The sequence below is a fragment of the Alphaproteobacteria bacterium genome (assembly GCA_040218575.1).
GTDB lineage: Bacteria > Pseudomonadota > Alphaproteobacteria > JAVJRE01 > JAVJRE01 > JAVJRE01.
The window spans coordinates 296473-310700 of sequence record JAVJRE010000007.1 but is presented as its reverse complement, the minus strand read 5'-3'; the positions used below and the strand labels follow the sequence as shown (position 1 = coordinate 310700).

General features: G+C 64.7%; 13 protein-coding genes. All 13 read left to right on the top strand.

Annotated elements, in window-relative coordinates:
* The first annotated feature begins 7 nt into the window (after window positions 1-7).
* Genes nuoG through RIE31_10805 form a run of 13 tightly spaced genes read left to right on the top strand, consistent with a single transcriptional unit; the run spans window position 8 to window position 14226 of the window.
* A complete protein-coding gene (gene nuoG, locus RIE31_10865; GenBank protein MEQ8641087.1) occupies window positions 8-2098 on the top strand; it encodes an NADH-quinone oxidoreductase subunit NuoG in 2091 nt (696 codons plus the stop codon).
* A gap of 5 nt (window positions 2099-2103) precedes the next feature.
* Window positions 2104-3111 carry an NADH-quinone oxidoreductase subunit NuoH gene (gene nuoH, locus RIE31_10860; protein MEQ8641086.1) on the top strand — a complete coding sequence of 336 codons (1008 nt, stop codon included), beginning with the start codon at window positions 2104-2106 and terminating at the stop codon, window positions 3109-3111.
* A complete protein-coding gene (gene nuoI / locus RIE31_10855) occupies window positions 3108-3596 on the top strand; it encodes an NADH-quinone oxidoreductase subunit NuoI (GenBank protein MEQ8641085.1) in 489 nt (162 codons plus the stop codon). The genes nuoH and nuoI overlap by 4 nt, the downstream gene beginning before the upstream one ends.
* 15 nt (window positions 3597-3611) lie before the next feature.
* Window positions 3612-4226 (top strand): NADH-quinone oxidoreductase subunit J, encoded by a 615-nt coding sequence (locus tag RIE31_10850; protein ID MEQ8641084.1) that lies wholly within the window; start codon window positions 3612-3614, stop codon window positions 4224-4226.
* Window positions 4223-4534, top strand: a complete 312-nt coding sequence (gene nuoK, locus RIE31_10845) for an NADH-quinone oxidoreductase subunit NuoK (GenBank protein ID MEQ8641083.1) — start codon at window positions 4223-4225, stop codon at window positions 4532-4534. The genes RIE31_10850 and nuoK overlap by 4 nt, the downstream gene beginning before the upstream one ends.
* 7 nt (window positions 4535-4541) lie before the next feature.
* On the top strand, window positions 4542-6464 hold the full coding sequence (gene nuoL, locus RIE31_10840) for an NADH-quinone oxidoreductase subunit L (protein MEQ8641082.1): 1923 nt from the start codon (window positions 4542-4544) through the stop codon (window positions 6462-6464).
* Between the two features lie 9 nt (window positions 6465-6473).
* A complete protein-coding gene (locus RIE31_10835; GenBank protein MEQ8641081.1) occupies window positions 6474-8000 on the top strand; it encodes an NADH-quinone oxidoreductase subunit M in 1527 nt (508 codons plus the stop codon).
* A complete protein-coding gene (nuoN, locus tag RIE31_10830) occupies window positions 7997-9457 on the top strand; it encodes an NADH-quinone oxidoreductase subunit NuoN (protein MEQ8641080.1) in 1461 nt (486 codons plus the stop codon). Before RIE31_10835 ends, nuoN begins: the two co-directional genes overlap by 4 nt.
* Entirely contained in the window at window positions 9454-10269 is an 816-nt protein-coding gene (locus RIE31_10825) for a biotin--[acetyl-CoA-carboxylase] ligase (GenBank protein ID MEQ8641079.1), read from the top strand. The genes nuoN and RIE31_10825 overlap by 4 nt, the downstream gene beginning before the upstream one ends.
* 3 nt (window positions 10270-10272) lie before the next feature.
* Entirely contained in the window at window positions 10273-11076 is an 804-nt protein-coding gene (locus RIE31_10820; GenBank protein MEQ8641078.1) for a type III pantothenate kinase, read from the top strand.
* A complete protein-coding gene (locus RIE31_10815) occupies window positions 11073-12734 on the top strand; it encodes a ribonuclease J (protein ID MEQ8641077.1) in 1662 nt (553 codons plus the stop codon). The genes RIE31_10820 and RIE31_10815 overlap by 4 nt, the downstream gene beginning before the upstream one ends.
* A gap of 18 nt (window positions 12735-12752) precedes the next feature.
* The gene (locus RIE31_10810; GenBank protein ID MEQ8641076.1) at window positions 12753-13970 is read left to right on the top strand and encodes an MFS transporter; all 1218 of its coding nucleotides are present in this window, start codon (window positions 12753-12755) and stop codon (window positions 13968-13970) included.
* Window positions 13971-13992: 22 nt separating this feature from the next.
* Window positions 13993-14226 (top strand): DUF1467 family protein, encoded by a 234-nt coding sequence (locus RIE31_10805; protein ID MEQ8641075.1) that lies wholly within the window; start codon window positions 13993-13995, stop codon window positions 14224-14226.
* The last annotated feature ends 2 nt before the right edge of the window (window positions 14227-14228 follow it).

The following is a 14228-nucleotide window of genomic DNA, read 5'->3' as shown; positions in this document are numbered from 1 at the left end:
CGCGGCGATGCCCAAACTGACTGTAGACGGGAGCGAAGTGGAGGTGCCGCCCGGCGCCACGGTGCTGCAGGCCTGTGAGGCCGCCGGCGCGGAGATTCCGCGCTTTTGCTATCACGAGCGTCTGTCCATCGCCGGCAACTGCCGCATGTGTCTGGTGGAAATAGAGAAGTCACCAAAGCCAGTGGCGTCGTGCGCCATGCCGGCCGGTGACGGCATGGTGGTTCACACCCGCTCCGCCGCCACGGAAAAGGCGCGCAACGGGGTGATGGAGTTCCTGCTGATCAACCATCCGCTGGATTGCCCGATCTGCGATCAGGGTGGCGAATGTGATCTGCAGGACCAGGCCATGGCTTACGGCTCGGGGCGCAGCACCTACCACGAGCCCAAGCGTGCGGTCACCGAAAAGCACATGGGACCATTGATCAAGACGGTCATGACCCGCTGCATCCACTGCACCCGCTGCATCCGGTTTGCCAGCGAGGTTGGCGGGGTGGACACCCTGGGCGCCGTTGGCCGCGGTGAGACCATGGAGGTCACAACCTATCTGGAGCAGGCGCTGGCGTCGGAACTGAGCGGCAATGTCATTGACCTGTGCCCGGTGGGCGCTCTGACATCCAAACCCTATGCTTTCGTCGCTCGTTCATGGGAACTGCGCAAGACCGAATCCGTCGATGTGACGGACGCACTGGGCAGCAACATCCGGATCGACAGCCGCGGCAGCGAGGTGATGCGGATATTGCCGCGGGTCAATGACGACATCAACGAAGAGTGGATCAGCGACAAGACGCGGTTCTCGTGCGATGGGCTGCGCGTCAACCGTCTGGACCAGCCCTGGGTGCGGCGCGACGGAACGCTGCTGCCGGCCACCTGGGACGAGGCCTTTGCCGCCATCAATGAGCGCCTGAACGGTGTTGCGGGCGAGCGCATGGCGGCCATCGCCGGCGATCTGGTCTGCGCCGAGTCGCTCTTTGCCCTCAAGGGGCTGATGACCGCGCTTGGGTCGCCGCATATGGACTGCCGGCAGGATGGCGCGGCGCTGCCGCCGGCGGACCGCGCCGGCTGGCTCTTCAACTCGACCATCGCCGGACTGGAGCAGGCGGATGCCTGCTTGTTGATCGGTACCAGTCCCCGGCAGGAAGCCGCCGTGCTTAACGCCCGTCTGCGCAAACGCTGGTTGCTGGGCGATTTCCCGGTGGCCTCGGTGGGTGACATCCCGCCTCAGACCTATCCGGTAGACGTGCTGGGCGGCGATGCCTCGGTGCTGGCTGCACTGGCGGCCGGCGACCACCCCTTCGCCGCCGCGCTGGAGCGGGCCAGGCGGCCGCTGCTGATCATCGGTCAGGGCGCGCTGGCGAGACCCGATGGCGCCGTCATTCTGGGTCTGGCGCGGCAGGTGGCGGAACGCTATGGCATGGCTCCCGGTACGGCCGGCGCGGCGCCGGGCTGGAACGGGTTCAATGTGCTGCATACGGCGGCCGGCCGCGTCGGCGGGCTGGAGCTTGGCTTTGTGCCGGCCAGTGGCGGCCATGACCTGGCCGGGATCCTCGCCGCTGCCGCCGCTGGTGAGATCGAGGTGGTGTACAGCCTGGGAGCGGACGAGATTGCCGGCGACCGCTTCGGCGACGCCTTTGTCATCTATCAGGGCCACCATGGCGATGCCGGCGCTGCCCGCGCCGATGTAGTTTTGCCCGGGGCCGCCTACACGGAGAAGGACGCTACCTGGGTCAATACCGAGGGGCGGGCGCAGCACGGCTGGCGGGCGCATTTTCCGCCCGGCGAGGCACGCGAGGACTGGGCCATTGTACGGGCCCTGTCCGAACGTCTTGGCCATGTCCTGCCCTATGACAGCCTGGCCGATGTGCGTGACGCCATGGCCGCGGCCAGCCCGGTCTTCGCCAGAGTCGGCGAGATCGTGCCGGCGGACTGGACGGCGTTTGGCGAAAGCGGCACGGCGGGCAGTGCGCCGTTGACGCCAGCGGTGAGCAACTTCTATGTGACCGATGTCATCGGCCGCGCGTCCAGGACCATGGCGCAGTGTGCCGCCGTCTTTGTGACAGGGCCGGCCGCAGCCGCGCCGGCCACCGGGACCGGAGGCTGAACGCAATGGTTCTTTGGCACGACTGGCTGCTGCCGGTCATTATCATCCTGGCGCAGATTCTGGCCATCGTCGTGCCGCTGCTGATCGCCGTTGCCTATCTCACCTATGCCGAGCGCAAGGTGCTGGCGGCCATGCAGTATCGCCGAGGCCCCAATGTGGTTGGTCCGCTGGGGCTGTTTCAGCCCTTTGCCGACGCCATCAAGTTGCTGACCAAGGAAACCATCATTCCGGCTGACGCCAACAAAGTGGTGTTCTTCGCGGCGCCGGTGATCATTTTCGCATTGAGCCTGGCGGCGTGGGCGGTCATTCCGTTCGGCCCGACCCTGGTTCTGGCCGACATCAATGTGGGCATCCTCTATCTGTTCGCCATTTCCTCGCTTGGCGTCTATGGCATCATCATGGCCGGGTGGGCCAGCAATTCCAAATACGCCTTCCTGGGCGCGCTCAGATCTGCCGCCCAGATGGTCAGCTACGAGGTCTCCATCGGCTTCGTCATCATTTCCGTTCTATTGCTGGTGGGCTCCCTCAACCTCAATGATATCGTGGAGGCGCAGCGTGGCCTGTGGTTTGCCATTCCCATGCTGCCCATGTTCATCGTGTTCTTTGTCTCGGCTCTGGCCGAAACCAACCGTACGCCCTTTGACCTGCCCGAGGCGGAAGCCGAACTGGTGGCCGGCTACATGGTCGAGTATTCGTCCATGCCGTTTGCGCTCTTCTTCCTTGGCGAATACGCCAACATGATCCTGATGAGTGCCATGACCGCCGTGCTGTTCCTTGGCGGTTGGCTGCCGCCTTTCGACGTGGCACCCTTTACCTGGATTCCGGGCGTGGTCTGGCTGGGTCTGAAGATCGCCTTCCTGTTGTTCGTCTTCCTGTGGGTCAGGGCGACGGTGCCGCGCTATCGCTATGATCAGCTTATGCGCCTTGGCTGGAAGGTCTTTCTGCCGTTTTCGCTGGCCTGGGTGGTGCTGACCGCGGGCGTCCTTGTGACCTTTGACTGGTTGCCGGCATGAGCGCCCTTAATCGCACCGTTCGCGGCCTGATTCTGGGCGAGATCATCAGCGGTCTGGCGCTGACCTTCCGCCACATGTTCCGGCCCAAGGTGACCCTCAACTACCCATACGAAAAGGGCCCGCTCAGCCCGCGCTTTCGCGGGGAACATGCGCTGCGCCGCTACGCCAGCGGCGAGGAACGGTGCATCGCCTGCAAGTTGTGCGAGGCCATCTGCCCGCCCCAGGCCATCACCATCGAGGCGGAGCCGCGGGCCGATGGCAGCCGGCGCACGACCCGCTACGACATCGACATGGTGAAGTGCATTTATTGCGGCTTTTGTGAAGAAGCCTGTCCTGTGGACGCCATTGTCGAAGGGCCGAACTTTGAGTTCGCCGCGGAGACGCGGGAAGAGCTGCTCTATGACAAAGACAAGCTGCTGGCCAACGGGGATCGCTGGGAAAGCGAAATCGCCGCACGGCTGGCGGCTGATGCAGCCTATCGCTAAGGCCGGGAGACTGACGTGACGGTTGCTGCACTCGCCTTCTATTTCTTTGCCGCCGTTGCGGTCGGGTCGGCCATGATGGTGGTGGGCGCGCGCAATCCCGTTCACTCGGTGTTGTTTCTGATTCTGACCTTCTTTACCGCGGCGGCGCTGATCGTCCTGTTGGGGGCCGAACTGCTGGCGATGATCCTGGTGATTGTCTATGTCGGCGCGGTCGCGGTGCTGTTTCTCTTTGTCGTGATGATGCTGGACATCAACTTCGTTGAACTGCGGGAAGGGTTTCTGCGCTATCTGCCCATCGGTGGCCTGATCGGTCTGGTGCTGGTGGCGGAGCTGGCCTTCGTCTTTGCCAACTGGGTGACGGCGCCGACGGCAGGCGGGCAGGCGCGGGCGCCGGCCGCCGCGACCGACCAGCTCAGCAATGCGGAAAGCCTCGGCAATCTGCTCTATACCGACTATGCCCTGCTGTTTCAGATCAGCGGTTTGATCCTGTTGGTGGCGATGATCGGCGCCATCGTTCTCACCCTGCGGGACCGCCCGGGCGTCCGTCGTCAGCGGGTGGCCGACCAGATCGCCCTGGATCGGCCCTCGGTCGAAGTGCGCAAAGTGGACAGCGGGAGCGGTCTGGGATGAGCGAAATCGGGCTCGGCCATTATCTGACGCTTGCCGCCATCCTGTTCACGCTGGGTGTCTTTGGCATTTTTCTCAACCGCAAGAACGTCATCATCATCCTGATGAGCATCGAGCTGTTGCTGCTGGCGGTAAACCTGAACCTGATAGCGTTTTCGGCGTTTCTCGGTGACCTGGTGGGGCAGATCTTCGCCATGTTCGTTCTTACGGTGGCGGCGGCAGAGGCGGCCATCGGCCTTGCTATCCTGATGGTCTATTTCCGCAATCGGGGCACGATCGCGGTTGAGGACATCAACCAGATGCGGGGCTAGACGCGGCATGTTTTCCGCTATTGTCTTCCTGCCTCTGGTTGCCGCTATCGTCGCCGGCCTGTTTGGCCGGCTGATTGGCGACCGCGCCTCGCAGGTGGTCACCAGCGGCGCCATGCTGCTGTCGGCGGGGCTGGCGATCATCGGCTTCTTTACGGTCGCCGGTAGTGAGCCAGTGACGGTGAGTCTGTTCACATGGATCGACTCGGGCACGCTGGAAGCAGGCTGGACCCTGTATTTTGACAGCCTGACCGCGGTGATGGTCGCGGTCGTGACCATCGTCTCGGCCATGGTCCACGTCTACTCCATTGGCTATATGAGCCATGACAAGTCGATTCCGCGGTTCATGGCCTACTTGTCGCTGTTCACGTTCTTCATGCTGACGCTGGTCACCTCTGACAATTTCGTCCAGCTCTATTTCGGCTGGGAAGGCGTGGGCCTGTGTTCCTATCTGCTGATCGGCTTCTGGTACGACCGGCCGAGCGCCAATGCGGCAGCCATCAAGGCCTTTGTGGTCAACCGGGTGGGCGATTTCGGCTTTGCCCTTGGCATCGCCGGCATCTTCCTGGTCTTTGACAGCATCAGCTTCGCCGAGGTCTTTGCCCGGGCGCCGGAGGTTGCCGGTCAGTCGTTCAGTTTCCTCGGTGCCCAGTGGGACACGCTGACCGTCCTGTGCCTGTTGCTGTTTGTCGGGGCCATGGGCAAGTCGGCCCAGATCGGCCTGCACACCTGGCTGCCCGACGCCATGGAGGGCCCGACCCCGGTGTCGGCGCTGATTCATGCGGCGACCATGGTGACCGCCGGCGTGTTCATGGTGGTGCGGCTGTCGCCGGTGTTCGAATATGCGCCGGTGGCGCTGACCGTGGTCGCGGTGGTCGGCGGCGTCACCGCCTTCTTCGCCGCGACGGTGGCCCTGACCCAGACCGATATCAAACGGGTCATTGCCTATTCCACATGCAGTCAGCTCGGCTACATGTTCTTCGCGGTCGGCGTCTCGGCCTATCCGGCGGCGATCTTCCATTTGACCACCCACGCCTTCTTCAAGGCGCTGTTGTTCCTCGGCGCCGGGGCCGTCATCCATGCCATCGGTGACGAACAGGACATGCGCAATATGGGCGGTCTGCGCCACAAGATGCGTGTCACCTGGGTATTGATGTGGATCGGTAGCCTGGCGCTGGCCGGCATTCCGTTCTTTGCCGGATTCTTCTCCAAGGACATCATTCTGGAGTCGGCCTGGGCGGCCGGCACCCAGGCCGGCAACTTCGCCTTCTGGGCCGGTATTGTCGCCGCCCTGCTGACTGCCTTCTACTCCTGGCGTCTGCTCTATCTCACCTTCCATGGACACAACCGCGGCGATCCGGAGGTCTATGCCCACGCCCATGAGGCGCCGCCGGTCATGCTCATGCCGCTGGCCGTGCTGGCGGTGGGAGCGGTGGTGGCCGGCGCCTTGTTAGCGGAGCCCTTCGTCGGCGATCACTGGCACGATTTCTGGGGCAATGCGATTTTCATCCGTGACGGCAATGACGCGCTGCATGATGCGCACAGCGTCGGCATCGTCATCAAGCTGCTGCCGATCGCCGTAGCCGGCATCGGCATCGCCCTGGCCACCTGGTTCTATGCCACACGGTCGCGGGCGCCGGCGGCGTTGGCTCGCGATTTCGCGCCGGTTCACCGCTTCCTTCTGGCGAAGTGGTACTTCGACGAACTCTACGACCTCGTCTTCGTGCGTGGTGCCAATGCCCTGGGGCGGGTCTTCTGGCGACGTGGCGACGGCGGCGTGATTGACCGCTTCGGACCGGACGGCGTGGCCTGGGGATCGCGCCTGGTGGCCTTGCGCGCCGGCCTGCTGCAGTCGGGTTATGTCTACCACTATGCCTTTGCCATGCTTGTCGGCCTTGTGGTGCTGATTAGCTGGTTCCTCTGGCTTCGCTAGGCGCACGACATGGTGGAATGGCCTCTGCTCAGCCTCGTCATCTTCCTGCCTCTGGTTGGCGCGGGTTTTATCCTGCTGGTCCGCGGCGAGCCGGAAGACGTGGCGCGCAATGCCCGCTGGGCGGCGCTGTGGGCCTCGCTGGCCACATTCCTGCTGTCGCTGCTGCTGTGGCTGGGCTTTGATCCGGGCACCAGCGATTTTCAGTTTGTCGAGGACCACGCCTGGATTGCGCCGCTCGACATCGGCTATCGGGTCGGTGTGGACGGCATATCCCTGCTGTTCGTCCTGCTGTCCACGTTGTTGACACCGCTTTGCATCCTGGCCAGTTGGCGCTCCATCCGCGACCGGGTGAAGGAGTACATGATCGCCTTCCTGGTCCTGGAGACCATGATGGTCGGCATGTTCTCCGCTCTCGATATCATCGTTTTCTATGTCTTCTTCGAGGGTGTCCTGATCCCGATGTTCATCATCATCGGTGTGTGGGGCGGTCCGCGACGGGTCTATGCCGCGTTCAAGTTCTTCCTCTACACCCTGGCTGGCTCGGTCCTCATGCTGCTGGCCCTGCTGGCCCTATGGGTTGCGGCGGGCAGCGGTGACATCCGGGTGCTGCTTGATCATGGCCTGCCGGTGGCATGGCAGTACTGGCTGTGGGTCGCCTTTTTCGCATCCTTCGCCGTCAAGATCCCCATGTGGCCGGTTCATACCTGGTTGCCCGATGCCCATGTGGAGGCGCCGACGGCGGGCTCGGTCATCCTGGCGGGCGTCCTGCTGAAAATGGGTGGCTACGGCTTCCTGCGCTTTTCGCTGCCCATGATGCCGGTGGCCAGCGACATGTTCGCGCCCATGGTCTTTGGGTTGAGCGTCATCGCCATCATCTACACCTCGCTGGTGGCGCTTGTGCAGACCGATATGAAGAAGCTGATCGCCTATTCGTCGGTGGCCCATATGGGATTCGTCACCATCGGTATTTTCACCGCGACCATCCAGGGCGTGGAAGGCGCGATCATTCAGATGCTCAGCCATGGCGTCGTCTCCGCCGCGCTGTTTCTGATCGTCGGGGTTGTTTACGACCGCATGCATTCGCGTGACATTGCTCGCTATGGTGGGTTGGTCCATCGCATGCCGGCCTATGCGGTGGTCTTTCTGGTGTTCACCCTGGCCGCGGTCGGCCTGCCCGGCACCAGCGGATTCGTCGGCGAGTTCCTGGTGATCGTCGCCGCCTTCCAGGTCAATACCTGGGTCGCTCTTCTGGCGACGACCGGCATCATCCTGGGGGCGGCATACATGCTGTGGCTGTACCGGCGGGTGGTATTCGGCCTGATCACGCGCGACGACCTAAAAGACATCATGGACCTTGATCGACGGGAGATGGCCGTCTTCGCGCCTCTGATTGTGGTGGTGTTCTGGATGGGACTGTGGCCGGAACCCTTCTTTGACACCATCCGCGTGTCGGTCGACCATCTTGTGGCCAACTATCAGCTCGCTCTCGACGGGGCGGCCAGCGCGGCCCTGAGCAGCCATGGAGTCGCGCCATGAGCCTGTCAAGAATCGTGCAGTTCGACCTGCTGGCGATCGCACCGGAGTTGATCCTCGCTGTTCTGGGCCTGGCCTTTGTCATCATCGGCCTGACCCGGCGCGGCGGCAGCTTCCGTTTCATGTGCTGGATGGTGGTCGGCGCCTTCGTCCTGGCGGGGATTGCCGTGCTCGGGCTGTCGGGTGAGGGCTATCATTTCCGCGGGTTGTTCCGGACTGACGACTTCGCGCGCTTTGCCAAGATTCTGATCCTGCTGGGCGCCGGCACTGTCGTGCTGATGGGCATGGACTATGCCGAAGACCATGGCATGGCCCGGTTCGAGCTGCCGATCCTGCTGCTGTTCAGCGTCCTGGGCATGATGATCATGGTCTCGGCCAATGACCTCATGACCGTTTACATGGGCGCGGAGTTGCAGGCTTTGCCCCTGTATGTGGCGGCGGCCATACGGCGCGACACTGTTCGATCAACCGAAGCCGGGCTCAAATACTTCGTTCTGGGCGCCTTGTCTTCGGGAATCATGCTGTATGGCATGTCGTTGGTCTACGGCTTTGCCGGGTCCACTGTGTTTCAATCCATCGGCCTTGGCATCATCCGCGTCGGCGAACTGCCCATCGGTGCGCTGGTGGGGATCGTCTTTGTCACCGCTGGCCTTGCCTTCAAGGTGTCGGCGGTGCCCTTCCACATGTGGACGCCGGATGTCTATGAAGGGGCGCCGACACCGCTGACGGCGTTCTTTGCGGTGGCGCCGAAAATGGCCGCCATGGCGCTGTTCCTCAGGGTCATGATAGAGCCGTTCGGTCCGGCTGCGGTGGACTGGCAGCAGATCATCATCGCCATCTCGGCCCTCTCCATGGTGCTGGCCGCCTTCGCCGCCTTGGCGCAGAGCAATATCAAACGGCTGATGGCCTACAGCTCCATCGGTCATATGGGTTATGCCCTGATCGGTCTGGCGGCGGGCACCGAGCAGGGCGTCCAGGGCGTTCTGGTCTATCTGTCTATCTACCTGGTGATGAACCTTGGCGTCTTCGCCTGTATCCTGTCCATGCGTCAGGGTGGGCGCATGGTGGAAAGCCTGAGTGATTTGTCGGGCCTGTCCCGCACCCATCCGCTGATGGCCGCTGGACTGGCCGTCCTGATGTTCGCAATGGCAGGCATTCCGCCGCTGGCGGGCTTCTTTTCCAAGCTCTATGTCTTTCTCGCCGCAGTGGACGCGGGGCTATACACCCTGGCGGTCATCGGTGTGCTGTCCAGCGTCGTGGCGGCGTTCTACTATCTCCGCATCGTCAAGCTGATGTATTTCGACGAGCCGGTAGAGGCGCTTGACCGCCCGGTTCCGTCTGTATTGAGCGGTATCATCATGGTTTCGGCCCTGGCAACGGCGGCTTTCGTCTTCTATCCCGCACCGGTTGTGGCCGCCGCCGGGCGGGCCGCGGCCACCCTGATTGCGGGCGCCATGTGACCCTACCGCCGCTCAGCCGCGAAGATCTGCCTGGCGGTCCGGCCGGTGTGACCGCCTGGCTGGCGGCAGAGACCGCCAGCACCATGGATGACGTGCGAGAGCTTGGCCGGAGCGGAGCGCCGGACTTTACCTGTGTCCGGGCAATCGTACAGACCGGCGGTCGCGGCCGTCTGGGGCGGGCATGGCAGTCGCCGCCCGGCAACCTCTATCTGTCGGTTCTGCTCCGTCGTCTTGGTGGTCCTGGCCAACCGGTCCACCAGTTGGGGTTCGTTGCGGCTGTCGCCTTGGCGGATGCGGTCTCCGCTTTGCCCGGGTTGTCCGGCGCCGTGCGTTTGAAGTGGCCCAACGATCTTCTGCTCGATGGCGCCAAGGTTGCCGGCCTGTTGCTGGAGACCGGCGGTGGCGGTACGGAGGCGCCGTGGTGTGTTCTGGGTCTGGGGCTCAATGTGGCAAACCACCCGGAGGGTTTGCCCTACAGCGCCAGCAGCCTGGCGGCGGCCGGCTATGGTGGCGACCCGGCGGCGTGTGCCGCTGCCTTCCTGACACGTTTCTCCATGGCGCGCGACGCCTGGCGGGCGGAGGGTTTTTCTCCGGTGCGTGCTGCCTGGCTCGCCTATGCGCAGCACCACGGACAGGTGGTCCGGGTGCAGACCGCCGCTGGGATGATCGCCGGCAGGTTTGACGATCTGGATGACAGTGGTGCGCTTGTCCTGGATACGGATGCCGGCCGGCGCGTCATCACCGCCGGCGAGGTGACCGCCGCCGGGACCAGCCCCGGGTCGCGCCGGGACATGGCTGGCGAGGCGGCCTGAGCCATGTTTCTGGTCATTGATATGGGCAATACCAATGGTGTTTTCGCCCTGTTCGACGACGAGCGCATGACGGGTGGCCCATGGCGGCTGGCGACAGATGGTCGGCGCACGGTTGATGAGTATGCAGTCTGGCTGCAGGGTGTCATGTCTCTCAAGGGCAATGCCCGCCTGGCCGACTTGCAGGGGGTGGTCCTGTCCAATGTGGTGCCGGCCAGCCAGGCCGCCCTGACTGGCCTGGCGCGGGCAATCGGCGCGTCGCTGGTGGATGTGGAGGCGCTGGCCGGCCAGTTGGAGATCCGCGTCCTGGTGGACCGGCCGGAGCATGTGGGGGCCGACCGTCTGGCCAATGCGGTGGGCGCGAAGGTGCGCCATGGCGGGCCGGCCATCATCATTGACTTTGGCACCGCCACCACCTTCGACATCGTTGACGCGGACGGCAACTACACCGGCGGCATCATTGCACCTGGACCGCAGCGCGCGGTGGAGGCCCTGGCCAGCGCCGCCGCGCGTCTGCCGCCGGTGGCTCTGGAGCGGCCGGACAGTGTGATCGGCAAGGCGACGATCCCGGCCATGCAGTCAGGCGTGTACTGGGGCTATATCGGCCTGGTGGAAGGCCTGGTCCGGCGCATCCGTGATGAAGTGGGGCAGCCCCTCAAGGTCATCGGCACCGGCGGCCTTGCTACGGTTTTCGCCAGGGATACCGATGTCTTCGACATCATGGACCCGGACCTGACGCTGGCCGGTCTGGCGGCGATCTGGCGGCGGCACGGCCCGGCCGCGGCAGCCGGCGCGGGGGCGGAGGCGTGAGCGATCCCGACGTGTCGCAGGGCCTGTATTTTCTGCCGCTGGGCGGGTCCGGCGAAATCGGCATGAATCTCAACCTCTTTGCCCTGGACGGCCGCTGGTTGATGGTTGATCTGGGGGTCACCTTCGGCAACGAGACGACGCCCGGCGTCGATGTCATCACCCCGGACCCGGCTTTCATCAGGGACCATGCCGACGCCCTGGAGGCCATAGTCCTGACCCACGCTCACGAGGACCATCTGGGGGCGGTTGCCCACCTGTGGCCGGAGCTTGGCTGCCCGATCTATGCCACCCCCTTCACCGCCGCCGTGCTGCGCAACAAGCTGGCCGAGCGTGGCCTGGTCGGCAAGGTGCCGGTAAACGTGATGGCGTTAGGCAGCCGTTTTCAGGTTGGTCCGTTTGATATTGAGTATGTGACGGTCACCCATTCCATTCCCGAGCCGAATGCGCTGGCCATCCGCACGCCCTATGGCACGGTGCTGCACACCGGTGACTGGAAGTTTGACCCCCGACCGCTGTTAGGTGAACCACCGGATACCGCCCGCCTGCGGGCTGTCGGCGATGAAGGGGTTCTGGCGCTGATCGGTGATTCGACCAATGCGCCGGTGCCCGGCCATTCGGGCTCCGAGTCCGATGTCCGCGACGGCCTGGCGGAGGTCATTGCCGGCTGTTCGGGCCGCGTGGCGGTGGCTTGCTTTGCCTCTAACGTGGCGCGGGTGGAAAGCGTCGTTCACGCGGCGACGGTCAACGGCCGTCAGGTGGCGCTGGCCGGGCGCTCGCTGTGGCGCATGACCGGCGCGGCGCGCGAGGCGGGATATCTGCAGGATGTACCGCCATTCCTGGAGGCCGAGGACGCCGCCTATCTGCCGGACGACGAGATTCTTTACATCTGTACCGGCAGCCAGGGCGAGGCGCGGGCCGCTTTGCCCCGGATTGCCCGCGACGCCCATCCGCAGGTCAGGCTCGACCCCGGCGATACGGTGGTATTCTCGTCGCGAGTCATCCCCGGTAACGAGCTGGCCATCGCCAGCCTGCAGGCATCGCTCGTTCGCGCCGGCGTCCGTCTGGTGACGTGGGAAGACGCCTTCGTCCATGTGTCAGGCCATCCGGCGCAGGACGAGTTGCGCCGTATGTATGAGCTGGTGCGACCCGCCATCGCCGTACCGGTGCATGGAGAGGCGCGGCACATGGCGGTCCATGGCTCTCTTGCTCGCGCCTGTGGCGTCGATCAGGTCATCGAGGTGCGCAATGGCGACTGCGTGCGGCTGGCGCCGGGTAAGCCGGCGACGGTGGCCAGGGTTCATGCCGGCCGCCTGTGGCTGCGTCAGAACCGGCTGACGCCGGAGCCGGAAGCGGCGCGGCTCAGCCGCGAGGAGGCGACCGGTCAGGGCAGTGCGGTGGTCACGCTGGCGTTGCGTCACGATCACAGCCTGGCCGACCTGCCGCTGGTAACCAGCGGCACTCTGGTGGAAGGGGTCATTGAGGGACCGGTCAAGCGGCGCATGCAGGAAGCAGTGCAGAAGGCCGTGGAGGCTCATGCCGCCACCGGCGCGCAGGATGATCAGGATCTGAGAGATTCAATAGAAGTCATTGTTCAGAAAGCCATTTTCGATGCACATGGTCAGCGGCCGGCGGTTGATGTCCATGTGGTCCGGATCTAGGCCGGCGCCGTCCGATTGATGCGCCGGGGTGGCTCCCTGGCGCTGCTGGTCGCGGCGGAGGTCGCCGCCATGTCCCTGTGGTTCTCGGCCTCGGCGGTGGTGCCGGCCCTGGCCCAGGATCTGACTCTCAGCCCGACCCGTCTGGCCCTCTTCACCAGTGCAGTGCAGGCCGGTTTCGTTGTGGGCACGGTCATCAGCGCCCTGCTGCTGCTGGCTGATCGGGTAGACGCCCGCCGTCTATTCGCGCTGTCGGCGCTGGTCGCCGCCATCGCCAATGGCGGGCTGCTGATCCTGCCCATGGACGGGGCCATGGTCATCGTGCTGCGGTTTCTCACCGGACTGTGCATGGCCGGCGTTTATCCGGTGGGGATGCGTATTGCCGCGAGCTGGGCCAGGACCGATGGCGGCAGCGATATGGGGTTACTGGTGGGCCTGCTGGTGGCCGCTCTCACCCTGGGATCGGCGACGCCCCACCTGCTGAACGGGCTGGGCGGGCTCGACTGGCGGTTCACCATTGCCGGCGGTTCCGTCCTGGCGCTGGCCGCCGCGGTCATGGTCACTGGCGTGGCTATGGGTCCGAATACGAGCCGCTCACCACCCTTCAATCCGAGTCATGCCCTGGCCGGGTTTCGCCAGCCCGCCTTGCGTCTGGCAAATCTGGGCTATCTCGGTCACATGTGGGAGCTCTATGCCATGTGGGCCTTTGTCGTGCTTTTTCTGGAAGCCAGTTTTGCCATGCAGCTTCCGCCTGCGGTGGCTGCCGCATGGGCGCCCATGGCCGCCTTTGCCGCCATCGGTATTGGCGGGGTCGTGGGGTGTCTTGCCGGCGGCTGGCTGGCCGACCGCGCGGGGCGCACGCTGGTCACCAGCCTGGCCATGTCGGCCAGCGCCCTGTGCGCCGTGGCGACGGCGCTGGTCTTCGGCCTGGCGCCGTGGTTGGTGTTCGCGCTGGTCCTGCTCTGGGGGGTGGCGGTGATTGCCGATTCCGCGCAGTTTTCGGCCAGCGTGGCGGAGCTGTCCGATCCCCGGCTGGTGGGCACTATGTTGACCGTGCAGACCAGCGCCGGGTTCCTGCTGACACTGGTGACGATCCACCTGATGCCGCTGCTGGTGGAGGCGGTGGGCTGGCGCTTTGCCTTCGTCGCCCTGGCGCCAGGGCCAATCCTTGGGGTGTGGGCCATGCTAAGCTTGCGGCGCCGGCCGGAAGCAGGCTGTCTCGCCGGCGGCCGGCGCTGACCGGAGCCCCGCGGAGCCTGTCATGACCCTTGTGTCCGCCGTCGTTGTCTTTGCCATCATCTGGTGGCTGGTATTTTTCATGGCGCTGCCCTTTGGCGTGCGCCAGTCCGACCATGTGCAGCCGGGGCAGGATCCAGGCGCGCCGATCCGCCCGCGGCTCGGCCTGAAGGCACTGATCACCACCGGCGTCACAATCGTCCTGTGGGGGCTGTTCTTCGTCCTGCAGCGGATGTTGCCGCCGGGCATCCTTGGCTGACC

Coding starts and splice junctions, on each gene's coding strand:
- RIE31_10820 (MEQ8641078.1), top strand. CDS start 10,273: ATGTTTCTGGTCATTGATATGGGCAATACCAATGGTGTTTTCGCCCTG.
- nuoK (MEQ8641083.1), top strand. CDS start 4,223: ATGAGCGAAATCGGGCTCGGCCATTATCTGACGCTTGCCGCCATCCTG.
- nuoL (MEQ8641082.1), top strand. CDS start 4,542: ATGTTTTCCGCTATTGTCTTCCTGCCTCTGGTTGCCGCTATCGTCGCC.
- nuoG (MEQ8641087.1), top strand. CDS start 8: ATGCCCAAACTGACTGTAGACGGGAGCGAAGTGGAGGTGCCGCCCGGC.
- nuoH (MEQ8641086.1), top strand. CDS start 2,104: ATGGTTCTTTGGCACGACTGGCTGCTGCCGGTCATTATCATCCTGGCG.
- RIE31_10835 (MEQ8641081.1), top strand. CDS start 6,474: ATGGTGGAATGGCCTCTGCTCAGCCTCGTCATCTTCCTGCCTCTGGTT.
- nuoI (MEQ8641085.1), top strand. CDS start 3,108: ATGAGCGCCCTTAATCGCACCGTTCGCGGCCTGATTCTGGGCGAGATC.
- RIE31_10805 (MEQ8641075.1), top strand. CDS start 13,993: ATGACCCTTGTGTCCGCCGTCGTTGTCTTTGCCATCATCTGGTGGCTG.
- nuoN (MEQ8641080.1), top strand. CDS start 7,997: ATGAGCCTGTCAAGAATCGTGCAGTTCGACCTGCTGGCGATCGCACCG.
- RIE31_10810 (MEQ8641076.1), top strand. CDS start 12,753: ATGCGCCGGGGTGGCTCCCTGGCGCTGCTGGTCGCGGCGGAGGTCGCC.